Annotated in this window: 13 protein-coding genes and 1 tRNA gene; 11 read left to right on the top strand and 3 right to left on the bottom strand. The window is 41.7% G+C overall.

Going from position 1 to position 13,285, the window contains the following annotated elements; all coding sequences use genetic code 11:
- The first annotated feature begins 1 nt into the window (after position 1).
- Both lldD and dld read left to right on the top strand, forming a co-directional pair.
- Positions 2–1,156 (top strand): FMN-dependent L-lactate dehydrogenase LldD, encoded by a 1,155-nt coding sequence (gene lldD, locus F938_RS13995; RefSeq protein WP_004829155.1) that lies wholly within the window; start codon positions 2–4, stop codon positions 1,154–1,156.
- A 285-nt stretch (positions 1,157–1,441) separates the two neighbouring features.
- Positions 1,442–3,139 (top strand): D-lactate dehydrogenase, encoded by a 1,698-nt coding sequence (gene dld, locus F938_RS13990; protein WP_005032692.1) that lies wholly within the window; start codon positions 1,442–1,444, stop codon positions 3,137–3,139.
- Between the two features lie 124 nt (positions 3,140–3,263).
- Here dld and F938_RS13985 read toward each other — a convergent pair whose 3' ends face one another.
- Positions 3,264–4,079 carry a hypothetical protein gene (locus tag F938_RS13985; protein ID WP_005032690.1) on the bottom strand — a complete coding sequence of 272 codons (816 nt, stop codon included), beginning with the start codon at positions 4,077–4,079 and terminating at the stop codon, positions 3,264–3,266.
- Positions 4,080–4,338: 259 nt separating this feature from the next.
- Between F938_RS13985 and F938_RS13980 the strand changes: the two genes are divergently transcribed.
- The 9 genes from F938_RS13980 to F938_RS13940 all read left to right on the top strand — a co-directional run bounded on the left by F938_RS13980 (position 4,339) and on the right by F938_RS13940 (position 12,401).
- Positions 4,339–6,372 carry an NADPH-dependent 2,4-dienoyl-CoA reductase gene (locus F938_RS13980; protein WP_005032687.1) on the top strand — a complete coding sequence of 678 codons (2,034 nt, stop codon included), beginning with the start codon at positions 4,339–4,341 and terminating at the stop codon, positions 6,370–6,372.
- A 98-nt stretch (positions 6,373–6,470) separates the two neighbouring features.
- A tRNA-Ser gene (locus tag F938_RS13975) sits at positions 6,471–6,560 on the top strand.
- Positions 6,561–7,357: 797 nt separating this feature from the next.
- Positions 7,358–7,618, top strand: a complete 261-nt coding sequence (locus tag F938_RS13970) for a hypothetical protein (RefSeq protein ID WP_004828490.1) — start codon at positions 7,358–7,360, stop codon at positions 7,616–7,618.
- A gap of 18 nt (positions 7,619–7,636) precedes the next feature.
- Positions 7,637–8,218: a hypothetical protein gene (locus F938_RS13965; RefSeq protein ID WP_005032684.1), complete on the top strand. Its 582-nt coding sequence runs from the start codon at positions 7,637–7,639 to the stop codon at positions 8,216–8,218.
- Positions 8,219–8,229: 11 nt separating this feature from the next.
- Complete coding sequence (locus F938_RS13960; RefSeq protein WP_005032681.1) at positions 8,230–8,610, top strand: hypothetical protein; 381 nt, start codon at positions 8,230–8,232, stop codon at positions 8,608–8,610.
- Positions 8,611–8,731: 121 nt separating this feature from the next.
- Positions 8,732–9,034, top strand: a complete 303-nt coding sequence (locus tag F938_RS13955; protein ID WP_005032678.1) for a hypothetical protein — start codon at positions 8,732–8,734, stop codon at positions 9,032–9,034.
- Between the two features lie 91 nt (positions 9,035–9,125).
- Positions 9,126–10,172 carry a DUF932 domain-containing protein gene (locus F938_RS13950; RefSeq protein ID WP_005032676.1) on the top strand — a complete coding sequence of 349 codons (1,047 nt, stop codon included), beginning with the start codon at positions 9,126–9,128 and terminating at the stop codon, positions 10,170–10,172.
- A gap of 143 nt (positions 10,173–10,315) precedes the next feature.
- A complete protein-coding gene (locus F938_RS13945; protein ID WP_005032674.1) occupies positions 10,316–11,359 on the top strand; it encodes a YqaJ viral recombinase family nuclease in 1,044 nt (347 codons plus the stop codon).
- Positions 11,360–11,501: 142 nt separating this feature from the next.
- Positions 11,502–12,401 carry a recombination directionality factor gene (locus F938_RS13940; protein ID WP_005032672.1) on the top strand — a complete coding sequence of 300 codons (900 nt, stop codon included), beginning with the start codon at positions 11,502–11,504 and terminating at the stop codon, positions 12,399–12,401.
- Positions 12,402–12,500: 99 nt separating this feature from the next.
- Here the strand turns inward: F938_RS13940 and F938_RS13935 are convergent, their stop codons facing one another.
- Entirely contained in the window at positions 12,501–13,097 is a 597-nt protein-coding gene (locus F938_RS13935; protein ID WP_005032668.1) for a putative adenosine monophosphate-protein transferase Fic, read from the bottom strand.
- A 12-nt stretch (positions 13,098–13,109) separates the two neighbouring features.
- Positions 13,110–13,277: a YhfG family protein gene (locus F938_RS23895; protein WP_005032665.1), complete on the bottom strand. Its 168-nt coding sequence runs from the start codon at positions 13,275–13,277 to the stop codon at positions 13,110–13,112.
- Positions 13,278–13,285 lie beyond the last annotated feature (8 nt).

Raw genomic sequence — 13,285 nt, 5'->3', positions numbered from 1 at the left:
CATGATTATTTCTTCTGCAAATGACTATCGTGAAGCAGCGAGACGTCGTTTACCTCCATTTTTATTTCATTACATTGATGGCGGTGCATATGCTGAATATACACTGAAGCGCAATGTAGAAGATTTATCAAAAATCGCTTTGAGACAGCGTGTTTTAAATGATATGTCTCAGTTAAGTCTAGAAACAAAGTTATTTGATGAAACTTTATCAATGCCGGTTGCATTATCTCCTGTCGGCTTAACGGGGATGTATGCACGCCGTGGTGAAGTGCAGGCTGCAGTTGCAGCAGATAAAAAAGGCATTCCATTTACTTTATCTACAGTTTCAGTCTGCCCAATTGAAGAAGTTGCCCCAGCAATTGGTCGTCCGATGTGGTTTCAGCTGTATGTTTTGCGTGACCGTGGCTTTATGAAAAATGCCTTGGAACGTGCTAAAGCAGCAGGTTGCTCAACTTTAGTGTTTACTGTAGATATGCCTGTACCGGGTGCACGTTATCGCGATGCACATTCAGGGATGAGTGGTCCGAATGCAGCAATGCGTCGTTATATGCAGTCTTGTTTCCATCCACATTGGGCTTGGAACGTGGGCTTACTGGGTCGTCCGCATGATTTGGGGAATATTTCCAAATATTTAGGCAAACCGACTGGACTCGAAGACTACATCGGTTGGCTGGGCAATAACTTTGATCCCTCTATTTCGTGGAAAGATTTAGAATGGATTCGTGAGTTTTGGGATGGTCCGATGGTGATTAAGGGCATCCTTGATCCTGAAGACGCTAAAGATGCGGTTCGTTTCGGTGCAGATGGTATTGTTGTTTCTAATCATGGTGGTCGTCAACTCGATGGTGTGTTGTCATCAGCACGTGCACTTCCTCCAATTGCGGATGCTGTGAAAGGCGATATTAAGATTCTGGCAGATTCGGGTATTCGTAATGGTTTAGATGTTGTGCGAATGCTCGCACTTGGCGCTGATACGTGTATGTTAGGGCGTGCATTTGTCTATGCCTTAGGTGCCGCAGGTGGTGCTGGTGTATCAAACCTACTTGATTTAATTGATAAAGAAATGCGTGTTGCGATGACATTGACGGGTGCCAAAACCATTGCTGACATTACTTCTGATTGTTTAGTCAAACTAGATCAAGCACTGACTGATTAATATATTTTTGAGGTTGAGCAAATATCCATCAAGCTATCGAATTTGCTTGCCTAAATATTAGCTGTGAGCGTTGAAGCCAAACGTTTTGAGCAGTTGATATTTCTAAAAGATGAAACTAAAAAATATTGACCAAGTTTTGCGGATGACTTTGGTTTGATCTATCTTTTTAAATTGAGATACATTAAATCGAAAGCTTTCCATAGTCGCAATTACATTGAAATAATGTCGCTGCAATGAATGCTGAACTTATTTGTTGAGTCAGCATTCATAGATAGGATAGGGAAAATGCAATCGAATTTTGATTCACAGCAAACCATTCAGCAATTGATTCAAATTGTTGGTCAACAGCATGTTTTGACCCAAGATCATGATACACGCCTCTACCGTCAAGGGCGTCGATACGGTTCAGGCAAAGTACTTGCTGTTGTTGTTCCAGGAACTTTATTCGAACAATGGCAAGTGTTACAAGCTGCTGTCAATGCCGATTGCATCGTGATTATGCAAGCTGCCAATACTGGATTGACTGGTGGTTCAACGCCATTTGGTGATGATTATGATCGCCCCGTGGTTTTAATGAGTACGCGCCGTTTGGCTGGCATTCAGGTCATTAATCAAGGTCAACAAGTCATTTGTTTGCCAGGGGCAACATTAGATCGTTTGGAAAAAGAATTAGCTCCATTTAATCGTGAACCACACTCTGTGATTGGTTCATCATGTATCGGAGCATCAGTTTTAGGCGGGATCTGTAATAACTCTGGCGGTGCACTTGTTCGTCGTGGACCTGCCTATACCGAGTTAGCACTCTATGCGCGTGTCAATGATTCAGGTGAGTTGGAGTTGGTCAATCACTTGGGAGTTCATTTGGGTGAAACTCCAGAGGAAATTTTAACCAAGCTCGAAAGTCAAAATTATCAAATCAATGACATTGTAAATAATCCGAGTTGTTGTGCCTCAGATCATCGTTATGCGCATGATGTGAAACAGGTTGATGAAGCTACGCCTGCACGATTTAATGCGGACCCATCACGTTTGTTTGAAGCTTCGGGTTCGGCAGGTAAAGTCTGTGTATTTGCAGTACGTCTAGACACCTTTGAGAAAATACCAAGTCAGGTCTTTTATGTCGGGACAAACTCACATGATGATCTCACCGAAATTCGTCGTTTTTTACTGAAAGATTTACTTAGACTGCCAATTGCCGGTGAGTATATTCATCGTGTTGCCTATGATATTGGCGCTGAATACGGCAAAGATACGTTTATGTTTATCGAAAAATTAGGTACAGCAAAAGTACCTGCAGCATTTGCGATGAAGGATAAAGTCGATGGTTATCTGGAGAAAATTGGTTTACGTAATTTGTCCGATAAAATTTTGCAAATAGTGACCAAACTCTTACCGAATCATTTGCCTAAGCGCATGAATGAGTTTCGTGATTTATATGAACATCATTTGATGATTCGTATCGAAAATCAAGACGTCGATCAAGTTGAAGCTTTTTTACATGACTACTTTCAACAGCATTCTTTAGGTGGTTTCTTCCGTTGTACTGAGGAAGAAGGGCGCAAAGCATTTCTACACCGTTTTGCCGTTGCAGGTGCGGCAATTCGCTATCGAGATACACACCGTTCAGACGTGGAAGATATTGTTGCTTTAGACATTGCACTACGTCGTAATGATCGGGAGTGGGTGGAAACCTTACCCAAAGCGATGGATGATTTAATCATTCATAAGTTGTATTACGGACATTTTCTCTGTCATGTATTTCATCAAGACTATATTGTAAAAAAAGGTGTTGATCCTTTGGCAATGGAACATCAAATGTGGCATTTGTTGGATGATCGTGGAGCTGAATATCCCGCAGAACATAATGTAGGGCATCTCTATGTGGCTAAACCAAGTTTAAAAAATCATTATCAAAAACTTGATCCAACCAATAGTTTTAATGTGGGTATTGGGCAAACCAGTAAATTGAAATATTGGAAATAAAATTGGGAAATTAATTTTGCAGTTCGCAATAGATTAAAATTTTTTCAAAAAAAGTTGTTTAAAAACCATGAGTAATACTGATCGCATTGCTCATGGTTTTTTGTGGCTCATATGTCAACCTGTTCTACTTTGTTTCTCCAATTTTTGAAGAAATGAATCCCAATACAAAAGCACTGATGATAAAAATAAGTACGCTATACAAAATCGAAGAAGTAGAAAACCAAACACCGAGTGTTAATAAGGCAACAATTGCTGTACAGATCCAAATCGCCAATCCTGATGCTGTTGTTGATGGTGGTTTAGTGTCTAACATCGGTGATGGGGACTGTTCTAGGGAATCTGATGCTATACTGCTACTGAGTACATCTGCACCGTAAAAGAAATAAGCCTGATCATCGAAACGTGCAAGATCACGACGTTGCACAGTGAAAAAATCAATATTTTCGGTATCACCCATTTGCGCATTTTCTATGTGTGTTAAGGGTTGAGTTAGAAAGTTTGCGTCATTTAAGTCTAAAGGTAATCCATTGGTTCGTAACAATATAAAGTGAGGATAATATTGTAAGATATAAGATTTAAACTCTTCAAAATGAGGAATATTTTCTTCACCAAAAATAGCTATAAATAAGGGCTTCCGTTGCTCTAAATTATTTAAAGCCTGTTGCTGCTCGATCACTAAATAGGCATAGCAGTTTTCTGCAAAATCTTGTTGATATTCTTCCAAATCACCCTGATTTCTTTGGTCGTTGTGATCCAATTCATCGATATATTTAGCCCAATGCAGATTGTCCTGTTTAAACAGCATTAACCATAAAATCGGAATAAATGCATTGGCTTCCAGTTCAAAAGAAGCTGTTTGAAAAAAATCTGCCCATTGATTTTCTTGACCGATCGGCATATGGCTAAACGTGGTACTGGTTAAAAATACAGGATGACTCATTGTTAAAATGCCTTTTCTTATTTGCTTTTATTCCAAAGTAATAGTGCAAAATAACCAAAATCGCTGCTTTACAGTATTATAGAACTGTATTTTATTGATTAATTAAAATAGATCAGGATGAAGTTTTTTTAATAAAAAATAAATGCAGTAAATTGACACTATCTACCAAGAAATTATCAAAATAAGCCATCCAAAAAATTTTAAAACTCGATAAAGTAGTATGCAACAAGTTGCAAAGCCAAACTAAAAAGGATTCACCATGACAACTAGCTATGCACATATTTTAAAACCGCTTCATTTAGGATTTACAACGATCAAAAATCGTGTGGTAATGGGCTCAATGCACACTGGATTGGAAGATCGTTTTTATCATTATCCCAAACTTGCCGCATATTTTGGCGAGCGAGCTAAAGGTGGCGTTGGGCTGATTATTACAGGGGGGATCTCTCCTAACCGTCAAGGTTGGTTGTTGCCAGCAGGCGGAACGATGAATACTTTGGGTGATATTGCACCACATCGTTTAGTTACCCATGCTGTACATAAGCATGGCGCAAAAATTCTTATGCAAATATTGCACTCTGGTCGTTATGGATACCAGCCTTTTGTGGTTTCAGCAAGCCCGATCAAATCTCCAATTTCAATGTTTAAACCACGTCAGATGAGTGACAGACTGATCCTTGAAACGATTCAGGATTATGCAGAAACTGCAAGCTTGGCAAAAAAGGCGGGTTATGATGGTGTGGAAATTATGGGTTCAGAAGGATATTTGCTGAATCAATTTTTAAGTCGCCATGTCAATCAACGTACAGATCGTTGGGGCGGTCCGATTGAAAACCGGATGCGTTTTGCTGTAGAAATTGTCAAAGCGATTCGTTCCAAAGTGGGTGAAAAGTTTATTATTTGCTTCCGTTTGTCGATGTTGGATTTAGTCCATGATGGCAATACGATGGATGAAGTCATCACTGTCGCACAAGCATTGGAAAAAGCAGGCATTACTTTATTGAATACAGGGATTGGCTGGCATGAAGCACGTATCCCAACTATTGTGACCTCCGTTCCTCGAGCAGCCTTTGTTGATTATACAGCTGAAGTAAAAAAACATGTTTCAGTTCCAGTTATTGCATCAAACCGAATCAATATGCCAGATACTGCTGAAGAAATTTTAGCAGCAGGTAAAGCGGACATGGTACAAATGGCACGTCCATTATTGGCGGATGCTTTTTGGGTCAGTAAAACTGCAACTAATCGTGTTGATGAAATTAATACTTGTATTGCCTGTAACCAAGCGTGTTTAGACCATAGTTTTCAAAATAAACGTGCAAGTTGTTTGGTTAACCCACGTGCTGCGCATGAGACAGAATTGGTTTATCTCAAAACCAAGAAACCAAAGAAAGTTGCTGTTGTTGGTGGTGGTGTTGCAGGTATGTCTGCTGCGACAATTGCTGCAAGTCGTGGGCATCAAGTGACTTTATTTGAAGCTTCTACAGAAGTTGGTGGTCAATTTAATCTTGCCAAAGTCGTACCGGGTAAAGAAGAGTTTCATGAAACCATTCGATATTTTAAAGTACAAATCGAAAAAACCGGTGTGGACTTACGTTTAAATACCAAAGTCAATCGTGAGCAATTAGAACGTGAAGGTTTTGATGATGTTGTGATTGCTACGGGTGTTATTCCTCGTGGTTTAAAGATTGATGGCAGTGATTCACCACAAGTTTTGTCCTATGCAGAAGTGTTGCGAGGTGCACCAGTGGGGTATCGGGTGGCGGTGATTGGAGCGGGTGGTATTGGTTTCGACGTCTCAGAATTTTTATTGAAACCTGAACATCAGCCACAACCACAGCCTTTGGCAGAGTGGCAACGTGAATGGGGCATCGACCCAAATCCAAACTATATGACCGAAGGAGGCTTTGTTCCTGCTGAAGTCGAACCACCGATTCGTCAAATTTATTTGATGCAACGGAAAACAACACCTTTAGGGATTGGTCTAGGTAAAACTTCGGGTTGGGTTCATCGTGCACAATTGAAAAAACATGCGGTAAAAATGTTGCGTGGCGTGCAATATAAAGCTGTGACCAATGAAGGATTGTGGATTGAAAGCAATGGTCATGATCAATTGTTGCGTGTAGATACCATCGTGGTATGTGCTGGACAAGAGTCTGTTAAGGATTTGATGCCAAAAGAGGGTGAATCTACTTTAGCCAATTATCATATTATTGGTGGTGCTAAATTGGCAGGTGAACTTGATGCCAAGCGTGCAATTCGTGAAGGTGCTGAAATAGCAGCTAAACTTTGATCAAAATCAGTGATTTTGATGAAACAATATGCATTTGAATGCTTTAAGCCTATTTTTTTCTTGTCATCGTTAGAAAAGCTTAGTATTCTTGCGCACATGGAAGCGTGGCAGAGCGGTTTAATGCACCGGTCTTGAAAACCGACGAGGGTGTGAGTCCTCCGTGAGTTCGAATCTCACCGCTTCCGCCAAATATTTTAATAAGCCCTTGTTTTTACAAGGGCTTATTTTTTTTCTGTGATTTTACCCCACAACCTACCCCTCATCAAATTTCGGATTGGATTGGCTTTTTTTAGCTGTATTTAGAAGATTAAGGAATGTAGTTTAAAAAACTGTATTTAAATCTAACTATATTCTTATTCAAACATTTCATAATTCTAAATATTTTCACTATTCATTCGCTTAGCTTGCTTGACGCTATATAACGTGCAGATTATCCTTAGCCTGCTGACCTACATCGTCAGCGGGTTTTAGCAGACCCATTAACAAAGACAATATGTGAAATCTCATTTTGCATGTTGTGGACCCGTTCGTCCCCCTTTCTTTGCGGTAGGGCGGAGGGGGGACGCGCTTGCGCGTGCTGGTTTCTTTGTTACCAGTCTGCTAACCCTCCTTCGTTCTGCCACCATCATATTAGCAGTGATTTGGCAGGATTCTTTTAAAACAAATGAGTACGCCATGCGCTTACATCAAGACCGTCTTTTATATTTCTCTTTTTACATGTTTGTGCCGTTGGATGATTAGACCTGATGCTGTGCAGTCAATGCATAGCTGTGTCGATGACTTTCTAAGAATAAAACTTTTTCAAGTACATATTACCGATATGAAGATGAATCTCTCATGCTGTTTTGAGGGTCATAGATCCGTGTGCTTTATCGTCTATAACACTTCAAAAAAACATAGATATTCATTCCAATATTCATGCATGGGGAGCACTGCGTCTGATTAAGACCAAGACGAGTGATGCCTATAAAAAGAGAAAATGATTATGTTTAAAACCTTCCTAAAAACTGTCCTTATTTCATCACTGCTTACAGGCGCATCATTGACGCAGGCAGGCTGGTTTGCGCAAGCCAGTGAAGCCTACTTTGTTAAGGCCCGCAATTTGGGTGGCGGGGTCTATCAGTGCATGTATAAAACCAATCCGGGTAACCGTGGTTGGCGTAATTTTACGGTGAACTTTCAGGGTGGTTGTCCACGCTTCGTTCACTTTAATGCTCAGAACGGTCAAGTCACTGTACCCAACTAAAGACGGGGAGCATGTGAGATGAACCAAAAAACTATATTGGGCTTGGCTGCGATTTTAGCCCTGACCCTGATCAGCATTGCAGGCTTCTATTTCTTTAGCCCCAAACACGTATCTGAAAGAACTGTTCAAGCCAGTACTTCTGAGGCCAGCTCTGCACAGCCTTTGGAATCCGTCAGTTCAGAAGCAGCCTCAACCGAGATTGCAGCGGCAGAAGTGGATGGAATCGATGTCAAAGAATTGACCACGGGAAGCAAGAGTCTGAGTCCATCAGACCATGAACCTGAGCTGCTGAGTTTTGAGTTTGATAAAAACCTAAAGTCTGTTGATACCTTACTATCGATGCTGCCTTATGACGAACTGCCTCAGTTTGAGCAGAACAATATAGACAAGTATCAACGCTATGTCTTTGCCAAAGCCGCAAAAGATACAGGCAAATCAGTAAAAGACTTCAGCTTACAGGAACACGGAGCACTGGAATCGGAGCAGGCGGGTAATCGTTACTACGTTTATAAATTTGATAATGGCACAGACTGTGAAATCCATCTGGTCAGCATTGATTTAAATACGGGCGATTATGGCGTGAGCTATAACTACTGCTAGGGATGAATTTTATGAAGCAATTTTTTAAACCGATCCTACTGGCAGTGACTGCAACCACAGGAATGTTATTGGGTGGCTGTAACTCTGGCCTTGATCCAAATACATTTACAGTAGAACTGGATGTCAAAGATACCAGTAACTGGTATGCGCAAAATCAATCCGCTACAGTGTTAACCATCCGTTCTAACAGCGCAGATCCGATTGATGTCACCAATGTGCTGATCAACAACGGTGAATGCAGTTATGAAGGCTATCGTCGATCGTTGGAATATCCACAGCATTTTAAAATGGGTCTGCGTTTAAGACTAAAATTAACCGGCTGTGGCTATGACAACGTAGTGCGTGTTGATGTTGAAACGGAGAAGGGTACTGCAAGCTATAGCTTTCAATAGCGGCCCTCGACTCTCAACGACAAAGCAAAAACTAAATCAAACCGTGTCCTCAATGGGCACGGTTTTTTTTATGCCCTCAATTCAGCTCTTCGCACTGAATTCATTTAACAAGGAATATTCAATGTCCTTTATTCAATGCCCCTACTGTCAGTCTACCCATGTCAGGCAGACCGATTCAGGCAACGCCCACGCCAACTATTTCGAACAGTTACAACGCTGTATTTCACCGACACAGATGGCGATGTTTGGCATGCAGGTAGCCAAAAAAGCAGGCGTTTCACCTTTTATTGGCGCCACGGTCGGGGTGGTCATCGGTGGCGTCCTAGTCGTGGTCAGCCAATACTGCTTTGAGAAGTACTACAGCAATGCCGAGCAGTATGTCTGCTTGGATTGCCAACAACAGTTTGCATGGATGAAGCAATAGTTACATCGCTATCTACATTTACATGCACGCATTCTTCATTCTTTAAAACCTTACACCACATCTTTACATTTTTATTTCAGGATTATTCACAATGGCACATCAAATTGAACAAATGGCTTATGTCGGCCAAACCCCTTGGCATGGTTTAGGCAACCAACTCACACCCAATCAAACGATTGAGGTCTGGGCCAAACAGGCAGGGATGGACTGGCAGATTGAAAGCTCGAATGTCAGCTATATGGCGCAAAACGAGCGTGGGCAAAGCATCATTATGCCTTATGAAGAACAGCGGGTGTTGTATCGCTCTGATACGCATGCCCCCTTATCTGTGGTAAGTCAACGTTATCAGGAAGTCCAACCCCGAGAGATTCTAGAATTTTATCGAGACTTGACTGAGCAATCAGGCTTTGAACTGGAAACCGCAGGGGTACTGAAAGGTGGGAAGAAGTTCTGGGCATTAGCCAAAACAGGGCAAACTTCTGCTTTAAAAGGTAAAGATGTCAGCAATGGCTATATTCTCTTAGCCACTGGATGTGATGGCACCTTAGCGACCACTGCGCAATTTACCTCAATCCGTGTTGTCTGTAATAATACCTTGGCCATTGCCCTCAAAGGTCAGAACGCGAGTGCAGGCGTAGTCAAAGTGCCTCACAGTACCAAGTTTGATGCTGAGAAAATTAAACAGCAACTCGGTATATCCGTCCGCGTATGGAATGAGCACATGTATGAAATGAAACAACTGAGTCAACGTAAAGTCACTCAACAGGAAGCGGCTGCTTATTTCGATGCTGTGTTTAATAACACGAGCCTCAGTCCAACCGAACAGGATGACAGTATTATTCAGTTTTATCGCAATGTGGCAGCGCAAGGAAGCCAATCCAATAAAGCTGAAAACAAGACTGAACCTAATGGACGCGCCATGTCAAAAGTCATGAGCATGTTTAATGGACATGGCCGTGGGGCAGAACTCAGTTCAGCCAAAGATACCGCTTATGGCTTACTGTGTTCCATTACGGAATTTTGTGATCACGAACGCCGAGCCATGAGTCAGGATCACCGACTGGATTCTGCTTGGTTCGGTGCTGGGGCAGGGCTTAAGCAACGTGGGCTTGAACAAGCATTACGCTTGATTGTTTAAGTTTAGATTCAGATTTAAGATTTAAGATGATCACATCAGATCAACATGATCCTGTAAATCTCCTTGAACTCAAATACCTCTTTGCCACATCTCCAGATGTGGTTTTTTTTATGCCTAAAATTTAATAATCAAAGGACATCTATATGAACTCAGTATTGATTCAACCTCATCCTACTCGAACAAATATCCACGCTCATCGCCCTAAACTCACCCATCCAAAACGCGTTGTGGAGACTAAAAACTTAAGTCAGGCGGAATGGCTGGAAGTGCGTCGCCAAGGCATTGGCAGCAGTGACTGTGCCGCAGCCTGCGGCCTTAATCCCTATATGTCGATGCTCGAACTGTGGATGATCAAGACTGGACGTATTCAACAAAGTATTGAGGATGAAAGTGAAGGCCATGCACCCTTGTACTGGGGCAAACGACTTGAACCTTTAGTGGCAGAATACTACAGCATGCATACCGATTACAAAGTGCGTCGGGTCAATGCCGTATTACAACATCCTGATCCAGACAAGCATTTTATGTTGGCCAACTTGGATTATGCGGTGGTTGGGGATGCTGATGTACAAATACTGGAGTGTAAAACCGCTGGAGAATATGGGGCTAAGCTGTGGCGAGATGGTGTGCCGTTATACGTGTTGTGTCAGGTACAACATCAATTGGCAGTGACAGGCAAGAAAGCAGCGCATATCTGCGTACTGATTTGTGGACATGAAACTCGAATTTTTAAAGTCACCCGTTCAGAATCGGTGATTCAACACATCATCAATGCGGAGCGTTACTTCTGGGAATGCGTGGAAAAGGATACACCACCTGAAGCCGATGCCAGTGAATCCGCAGCCAAAGCTTTACAACTGCTTTATCCAGAACATGTGCCACTCAGCACCACAGACTTATCTGAAGATGAGCAGGCCAATCAACAGTTTGAGCAACTGCTTCAAGCGCGCAACCAAATTGACAAGCATCAGGAGCAGTTTGATCTGCTGAAGCACCAACTTCAAGCCAAGATGCAGCAGGCTGAACGTGTCACCTTTAAAGCGGGTTCAGTGACGTGGAAGAAATCGAAAGACTCAATCAGCTTAGATAGTAAGGCATTACTCAAACAGCATCCTGAATATCTCAATCAATTTCCACAAAGCAAGCAAGGTTCACGACGTTTCAATATATACAGCAAGGATGATTGAAGTCACTTTAGCCTAAGTGCAATTCACAAGCAGCACCTCAAGCTCTACTCAAAAATCCCATGCCACAGCGCATGGGATTTTTTTATACCACTTTCATTTTAAACAAACACTGAAACTCATTTAAACAGAAGAGGAAAGCACCATGATTAAAGGTCTAGCAATCACACCACCAATACTCGGGCGAATCAGTATCGGTAAAATGGTGGAAAAGAATGGCAAGCGCATCCCTGAAAAGGATGACCAATTCACCATTACCAGCCAAATCCAAAATAAGGATAGTGGTTGGGTGAAACATCCACTTGATGAACAACTTCGAGCTAAAGCACCCAATCAAAAACTCCGTTCAATCCCAGTCCGTATGATCTTCAATGATCCTGAACTGAATCTACGAGCGGAATACAGTTTATTTGATCGTCAGACAGGACGTCCCGTTTGTGTGGGTAATGGTGAAACCTGCCAACGACTGACTAATCAAGGGGTAGAACAACATCCATGTCCATCCCCTGATTTATGCCCATTAGCACAAGGCGGAAACTGTAAACCTTATGGGCGTCTGCATGTCAATTTAGATGAGTCCGATGAACTGGGCACATTCATCTTTAGAACCACAGGTTTTAACAGCATTCGGACTTTGGCGGCACGACTCAGTTATTACCATGCAGCATCGAATGGCTTGCTTTCATGCCTACCCTTACAACTCACCCTTCGAGGCAAGTCCACCACACAAAGCTATCGTACTCCTGTGTATTACGTGGATTTGACTTTACGTGATGGCGTTCATTTACAAGAGGCGATTCAAACAGCTAAAGAAATAGACCAGAAAAGTAAGTTGTGTGGTTTTAATCAGGCAGCTTTAGATCAAACAGCCTTGCAGGGTTTTGCTAATGCACAGTTTGAGGTTAATAGCGAGGAAGGATTGGATTTGGTGGAGGAGTTTTATGCAGAGGATACCGAACAGCGAAGCCAGAAACAAACGCATGACCTCAGTCATGCACATGAGATAAAGCAAGGCTTACAGCAAAGTGTTAGGGCTGTGAATTAAGCGAATTTAGATGATCTGATCCGCTTGGGAAATCATTTAATGGATTGAAGTTAAGTTGGAAAGTCAATAGTTGATGGGAGCTTATGGCTCCCTTATTTTTTAGTCGGGCATGATGATACATGAGTCAAATATTTGAATTAATGGCTGTAAATTACCATAAAAACCTTCAATATTTGCTTGTACCCAGTGTTCTTTGGAATTAATTTTAGACCAGTCAATGCCGTAACCACAGTAGGCTATGAGATGTTCAAAGAAAATACGTTGGGTACGTCCATTCCCTTCTCTGAAAGGATGGATGACATTGAGTTCGCAGTATAAATCAGCAAGTTTAGGTATAAAATATTTCGACTCTAGATCTTGAAAGTAATTTTGCTGTTGAAGTGAATTGAGCAGTTTGTTTGTTTCAATTTCAATACGGGAAAATGTACAAAAGCGAGTATCACCTTTAGAAATATCAATTTGTCGAAGTTGTCCTGACCATTCATACAAGTCACCAAAAAGCTGGGTATGGATGGCTTGTAAGTATTGTAGGTTATATGGTGGTTCTGCATAGTCAATTAAGCTACTAGATAAACCAGATAGTTCAAGTTCGGCTTGCTCTAAGATGTGCTCATCACGGATATTGAGTTTATTTTTTAAAATACTTGTACCAGAGTAGCAATATAGGCTGTCCCCCAATTCCCCATATTTATCCATAGTGCTATCCGATTAGCTTTCAGTTTGCGAATACTTTTTATATTTTTGCAAAATTTGTGCTTTGCTAAGCTGGGTTGGGTTCCCTAGTGTGGTCATCCCTTCGAGTTTGAGACTAGCTTGGTAGTTTTGCAAACGCGTCTCTTGAATATATTTTTTTTTCTGTTCGGTGGTCTTAAGCATTTTGAGAC

It is taken from the genome of Acinetobacter bereziniae LMG 1003 = CIP 70.12 (assembly GCF_000368925.1).
Classification (GTDB): domain Bacteria; phylum Pseudomonadota; class Gammaproteobacteria; order Pseudomonadales; family Moraxellaceae; genus Acinetobacter; species Acinetobacter bereziniae.
The sequence above is the reverse complement of the archived record's forward strand: the minus strand, read 5'-3'. Positions and strand labels throughout refer to the sequence as shown.

What these genes read in the sequence shown, in the direction of transcription:
- lldD (WP_004829155.1), top strand. Translation starts at nt 2, where the DNA reads ATGATTATTTCTTCTGCAAATGACTATCGTGAAGCAGCGAGACGTCGT.
- dld (WP_005032692.1), top strand. Translation starts at nt 1,442, where the DNA reads ATGCAATCGAATTTTGATTCACAGCAAACCATTCAGCAATTGATTCAA.
- F938_RS13985 (WP_005032690.1), bottom strand. Translation starts at nt 4,079, where the DNA reads ATGAGTCATCCTGTATTTTTAACCAGTACCACGTTTAGCCATATGCCG.
- F938_RS13980 (WP_005032687.1), top strand. Translation starts at nt 4,339, where the DNA reads ATGACAACTAGCTATGCACATATTTTAAAACCGCTTCATTTAGGATTT.
- F938_RS13970 (WP_004828490.1), top strand. Translation starts at nt 7,358, where the DNA reads ATGTTTAAAACCTTCCTAAAAACTGTCCTTATTTCATCACTGCTTACA.
- F938_RS13965 (WP_005032684.1), top strand. Translation starts at nt 7,637, where the DNA reads ATGAACCAAAAAACTATATTGGGCTTGGCTGCGATTTTAGCCCTGACC.
- F938_RS13960 (WP_005032681.1), top strand. Translation starts at nt 8,230, where the DNA reads ATGAAGCAATTTTTTAAACCGATCCTACTGGCAGTGACTGCAACCACA.
- F938_RS13955 (WP_005032678.1), top strand. Translation starts at nt 8,732, where the DNA reads ATGTCCTTTATTCAATGCCCCTACTGTCAGTCTACCCATGTCAGGCAG.
- F938_RS13950 (WP_005032676.1), top strand. Translation starts at nt 9,126, where the DNA reads ATGGCACATCAAATTGAACAAATGGCTTATGTCGGCCAAACCCCTTGG.
- F938_RS13945 (WP_005032674.1), top strand. Translation starts at nt 10,316, where the DNA reads ATGAACTCAGTATTGATTCAACCTCATCCTACTCGAACAAATATCCAC.
- F938_RS13940 (WP_005032672.1), top strand. Translation starts at nt 11,502, where the DNA reads ATGATTAAAGGTCTAGCAATCACACCACCAATACTCGGGCGAATCAGT.
- F938_RS13935 (WP_005032668.1), bottom strand. Translation starts at nt 13,097, where the DNA reads ATGGATAAATATGGGGAATTGGGGGACAGCCTATATTGCTACTCTGGT.
- F938_RS23895 (WP_005032665.1), bottom strand. Translation starts at nt 13,277, where the DNA reads ATGCTTAAGACCACCGAACAGAAAAAAAAATATATTCAAGAGACGCGT.